The sequence below is a fragment of the Vibrio sp. V42_P2S4T144 genome, assembly GCF_009904715.1.
Taxonomy (GTDB): domain Bacteria; phylum Pseudomonadota; class Gammaproteobacteria; order Enterobacterales; family Vibrionaceae; genus Vibrio; species Vibrio alginolyticus.
The window spans coordinates 1-5,770 of sequence record NZ_WXWS01000343.1 but is presented as its reverse complement, the minus strand read 5'-3'; the positions used below and the strand labels follow the sequence as shown (position 1 = coordinate 5,770).

At 44.5% G+C, this 5,770-nt stretch carries 5 protein-coding genes; all 5 read right to left on the bottom strand.

Annotated elements, in window-relative coordinates:
• Positions 1-21: 21 nt before the first annotated feature.
• On the bottom strand, positions 22-591 hold the full coding sequence (locus CAG68_RS11970; RefSeq protein ID WP_005381139.1) for a Maf family protein: 570 nt from the start codon (positions 589-591) through the stop codon (positions 22-24).
• Positions 592-595: 4 nt separating this feature from the next.
• Positions 596-1,084, bottom strand: coding sequence for a rod shape-determining protein MreD (mreD, locus tag CAG68_RS11965; protein WP_005381141.1), 489 nt, complete (start codon positions 1,082-1,084; stop codon positions 596-598).
• Positions 1,074-1,970 carry a rod shape-determining protein MreC gene (gene mreC / locus CAG68_RS11960; protein WP_064354324.1) on the bottom strand — a complete coding sequence of 299 codons (897 nt, stop codon included), beginning with the start codon at positions 1,968-1,970 and terminating at the stop codon, positions 1,074-1,076. Before mreC ends, mreD begins: the two co-directional genes overlap by 11 nt.
• Positions 1,971-2,119: 149 nt before the next feature.
• A complete protein-coding gene (locus CAG68_RS11955) occupies positions 2,120-3,163 on the bottom strand; it encodes a rod shape-determining protein (protein ID WP_005381144.1) in 1,044 nt (347 codons plus the stop codon).
• Positions 3,164-3,314: 151 nt separating this feature from the next.
• On the bottom strand, positions 3,315-5,770 hold a 2,456-nt coding region (locus tag CAG68_RS11950), incomplete at its 5' end, for a DUF6701 domain-containing protein (protein ID WP_337250512.1).

Sequence of the window (5,770 nt, the reverse complement as noted above, 5' to 3'; positions counted from 1 at the left end):
CATGTGCACACCTCAAAACAATTATAAAAATTCTTGAATTAGCTGATCGGTTTCGAACAAAGGTAAGCCTACTACAGCGTGATAACTGCCTTCGATTCGGGTGACAAATCGCCCTCCGAGTCCCTGAATACCATAACTTCCAGCTTTATCGCATGGCTCTCCTGACTGCCAATATTGTTCGATTTCTTCGTGAGTCAGTGGTTTGAACCACACGTCAGTGGTAACGACCACTGAATGTTGTTGTTCCGATGATACAACGCTCACCGCAGTCATCACTTGATGACGACGACCCGATAAGTCAGTAAGCATACGCTTTGAATCTTCAAAACTTTTTGGTTTTTCTAGCACACGGTCATCGCATACTACGACCGTATCAGAGCCCAATACAACGGAATCAGGCTTAGCCAACGCTAAGCCTGCCTGAGCTTTTTCCAAAGAAAGACGCAACACGTAATCTCGTGCTTGCTCATGAGCCTGTTTGGCTTCCTCAATATCAGGCAATACGATCTCAAAATCATAACCCAGTTGAGCAAGCAGCTCTTTTCTTCTCGGAGAACCCGATGCGAGAACGAGAGATAAGCTTTTCTTCACCGCTTTACCTTACGTGCCATGCACGACGAACTCGTCGCATTAATAAAAACATCCATGGCCAAAGTATACAGTTTATTGCCGCCGTCCACAGAGATAATGGATTAAATACTACGTCCTGGTTCAAATATTCCCCACAGAATATCAAAACTTCCAACAACGCAGTAAAAAAGGCAATTAAAATCGACTGTTGCCACAATGCCATGTTGCGAATCAATAGGAAATTCAGCGCCACAAGGTAGATAACGATCGACATCATCATGCCACGAATTCCAAGCGTTGAGCCGATCAAGATATCCCACAATAAGCCCAACACTAGCGCAGTTCCGACGTTCACTCGGTGCGGTAGTGCCAACACCCAATAACACGTAACAAGGAACAACCATGACGGACGTAACACATCTAACACACCTGGCCATGGAATGGTTTGCAGTACCAGCGCAACGAAGAAACTGACGCCAATCACCATTCGGCTGCTCAATACATTATTGGCCATCGGTTACCTCTTGTTCTTGCTCTAACCCTTCATCTACATTGGACCGCAGTACTTTGTGTTGACGGTCTTCATTCGGCCAAATCAGCAGTAGGTAGCGTAAGCGATCAAACTCCACAACCGGCCCAGCCTTGATTGAAGCGAACTCTTGACGCGTATCGTGATCCACATTGGTAACCGTCGCGACTGGGTATCCCTCAGGGTAAATACCACCTAAACCGGATGTCACCAATAAATCACCAACCTGAATATCTGTGCTGGTTGGAATGTGCTCCAGTTGGATTTCATCCATTTCACCATTGCCCGATGCGATCACTCGGATATCATTGCGGATCACCTGGACAGGAATTGCATTTTTCGCGTCCGTTAGCAGCAGAACACGTGCGTTGTGCGCTGCGACAAACGTAACCTGACCAACGATGCCTTTCTCGTTGATAACAGGCTGACCAACGTAAACACCATCAATACGGCCTTTATCGATCACCACTTGATGACGATAAGGTGAAGTATCCACCGCCATTACTTCTGTCACGACTTTCTTTTCATCACGGACAAATGAAGATCCCAACAACTTACGTAGGCGTTGGTTTTCTTCTTTATATTGGTCGAGCAAGATAAGCTCGCTTTTCAGGCGTAACACTTCTCGCTTTAAGCTGCGATTGCCTTCAACTAATGCCTGATGAGAATTAAAACGTTCAAATACGCCATCGAACATACTACGAGGCAAATTCGCTGCGTACTGAATCGGTGCAACCATACTGTTTAGTAGGTATCGAACGTTGGAAAACGTATCTAGACGACTATCGGCCAGCATTAAGCTCGCCGACACGATGACAGCAAAAAACAGACGTAATTGCAGAGACGGACCTCTGCCGAAAATCGGTTTCATCTTGTTTTTGACCTGATTGCTTCCATGATTATTGAGCCTTACTTGGCACCTAAAAATACTTAACTAAATACTTTTAGGTATGGAGCATGTTTGAATTACAGAGAGAGCAGAAATGAAGGTGAAGCCCGACATGAGCTTCACCTAAACCTTTATTCTTCAGAGAACAGATCGCCACCGTGCATGTCGATCATTTCTAGTGCTTTACCGCCACCACGCGCAACACACGTTAGTGGATCTTCCGCGATAACCACAGGAATACCAGTTTCTTCCATTAGTAGACGATCGAGATCTTTCAGTAGTGCACCACCACCGGTTAGTACCATACCGTTTTCAGAAATGTCTGAAGCAAGCTCTGGAGGACACTGTTCTAGTGCAACCATGACTGCTGATACGATGCCAGATAGCGGCTCTTGAAGCGCTTCTAGGATCTCGTTTGAGTTCAAGCTAAAGCTGCGTGGTACACCCTCTGCAAGGTTACGACCGCGAACTTCAATCTCTTGAACTTCATCACCAGGGTAAGCAGAACCGATTTCGTGTTTGATCTTTTCAGCCGTTGCTTCACCAATCAAGCTGCCGTAGTTACGACGTACGTAGTTGATCACAGCTTCATCAAAGCGGTCACCACCGATACGTACAGACGATGAGTAAACCACACCGTTTAGAGAGATAACGGCAACTTCAGTTGTACCACCACCGATATCGACCACCATTGAACCTGTCGGCTCAGATACACGTAAACCAGCACCAATTGCCGCCGCCATTGGCTCGTCGATTAGGTAAACTTCACGCGCACCAGCACCAAGTGCTGATTCACGAATTGCGCGACGCTCAACTTGGGTAGAACCACAAGGAACACAAACAAGAACACGTGGGCTTGGCTTTAGGATGCTGTTATCGTGCACTTGCTTGATAAAGTGCTGAAGCATTTTTTCGGTTACGTAGAAATCAGCAATTACGCCGTCTTTCATTGGGCGAATAGCGGAAATGTTGCCAGGTGTACGACCAAGCATCTGTTTTGCTGCGTGACCGACTGCAGCAACGCTTTTTGCAGAACCTACACGATCTTGACGAATAGCAACTACAGAAGGTTCATCAAGGACAATTCCTTGCCCTTTTACGTAAATTAGAGTGTTGGCTGTACCTAAATCGATAGATAGATCGTTAGAAAACATGCCACGAAGTTTCTTAAACATACTCTTCGCTCATCCTGCAAAAATATAGAAGACAAAAATTGCTCTAAATGTACCAATGCCTCGCTGTCACAGCAAGGTATTGGTACACAAACATGAGCAGAAAGCCTCAATTTCTTGCAGTTTCCTAACTTAAGGGCAAAAACCTAAGTTGTTACTGTCCGGTTAACCCTGGCTCACCACGGTAAATCACACGGTCATTACCACGGTGAATACCGAAGGTGACGACGGAGGATGGGTTTTCTTCGGAGCCATCATTGTCCCAGTCGTATTTGAGCCAAGGGAGGTTGTTACCACTAGGGTCGAGATTAAGCCAAACTTCAGCTTGTTGACGTCCACAGTCTGCGCGCTCTTGCTTAGCAATAAGTTCACGCATGGCACCATCGTTAACCGTCGTTCTGACGCCTTCAAGTAAAATGTCGCAGTCGGAGCCATCATCAGGCCAAACTGGCTCCTGGCTTTTTAGAGTTGGGGACACTGTTGTCCCGTTATCCTTACTGTTTAAAACGAATCGGGTATCTCTCCAATACTCCACTCTAAGGGGGATATTAACAGATTTACCCTGATTCACTCCCACATCATCCAGAGCTATGCGACCAAACCTGACATCAGGTTGCGATAGTAGCTGTTGCGAAACCATTCTATCTTCAGTGCTATTTTGCCCTTCTTTTAAGAACATCGTAGGATCAACATAGCCAGATACTTTAGTTCCATTATTATTAAGTGAAAGCGAAATAGACGTTTCGATGGAACTATCCTTGTCTGCCGGTAGTTTTGAATTAAATGGACCATCGGGACTCGGCAAAGATAAATCTTTACGCCAATAAACTGAGTTATCCCAAGTTTTGCTCCACACAGCTCCCGACCAGTTATCACTAGTCAAATCGGAATCCAAAATGCTAAGTCTATCTGAGTAACCACCAGCCAAATACAAATCTGCTTTTAAAGAATTGGCAAAACCACCATAATTTTGAGTTGTGTAACCGTTAGCGTTATATGCTGTGACTTCAAACTTAACCGATTCAAAATTCTGTCCCATATATACAGATTGATTCTGATTATCAGGGTAGGTCCACTCTGTCCCGGTGACTTTAAAGTAATCCGGATAGAAGCGCCCAATGGTTGACTTACCATCGGCTATTTTAAATGCATTACTACCAAGATATAGAGATGTGCCAATATCATCGCCATTTTCATCTTTAGCAACTGGTGCCTCAGCAATAAGCTCGAAAACACCGACTTCTGAAACCGATTGATCAAACGTCACACTGCCACGAGACCATTTACTTGATTCTGGTAGCTTCTCATTTAGAAGTTTGGCTAATGAACCATTAGACGGGTACTTCACTTTATTACTAACCGTAATAGTCTTCTCTTGATAGTTCTCAGCAACCGTATCATCATCTTGCAATGCCGAGATGGTTAACTCAAAAACTTCACCAGCAGCAACAAACCCCGAAGAGCAGCCATTTTTACTGTTGGTGCACTCTCCGCTCTTATCACCACTCTTTGCAGTAACTTTCAGTTTTGAAGGAAAACTAACGAAGCTGCCGAATCCATCCGAGTCATCAACACCTTCAACACTGGCTTTAAGTTTGACCTTTCCAGCTTCAGAGTATCTCAACTTAAAGAATGCCTTGCCTTCATCATCAAAATAAACATTAGGCAGGTATTTATTAGCTCTGGTTAGCTCGACATTTGAACTCCATTCCACAGCCTGATCTTTCACTTTTTTCTTGTAAGAAATCACGACAGGTTGAGAGCTATCGATCGGTGCCACTTCATAATCAATCGACATATTAACACCGCGAGATTCACCGCCGTCTTCAGTTCGAGTTGAACAAAACGATAGGTAGTCCTCCCCCGTAGTTTCGCGACTAGCAACTACATCATTAACATTCACCGCAAGCACATTTGAAGCGAAGGTTACATTACAGTTGTTAGCAGATAGTGGCCCGCCATTAATTCGACATCGTGCCCCTTCAAAGCCAAACTGTGGTACGGAACTTTGATCGATACCCAAAGTAATATCGCCAGCTCTTGAACCTTGCAGCTCAAGCTGAGTTTCATTCTCAAACTGTACATTTGTACCACCAACCCAGTTGGCAACATTATTGCCAGTAGATGGAAGTAAAGTGACAGAGAGAGGCGTTAAGCTGCCATCATCGTATGCATCTCTAGGATATTGCTCAGAACAACTTTCATTCATACAAGCTCTAAGTGTCACATCAGAAGCCTGACACGTACTGCCTGAGCCTGAGTAGTCAAACTCGAAATGATGAATACCATCTGTTAATCGCGAGTACTTGTCCGCACAGACTCGGAAGTTATCAATATCATGCGTATTGGTAAGCATACCTGTGGATGCCGTTACCGACAGACGGAAGTTATCTGGAATATAGTTAAAACCACCTTTTTTCAAAACGTTAAACTCTTCGATAACAGGATCCCATCCGCCATTTTTTCCGACTTTTCGAAATACAGCCAGCGTTATCGTATCGGTGTTACGCGAATTTAAAACTACTTTATAACGATGCAGTTTCTCTTTACCTTTTCGATTATCCAACGAGCTGCTGTATTTTTTGCCAGTGATATACGGATAACCTTTCA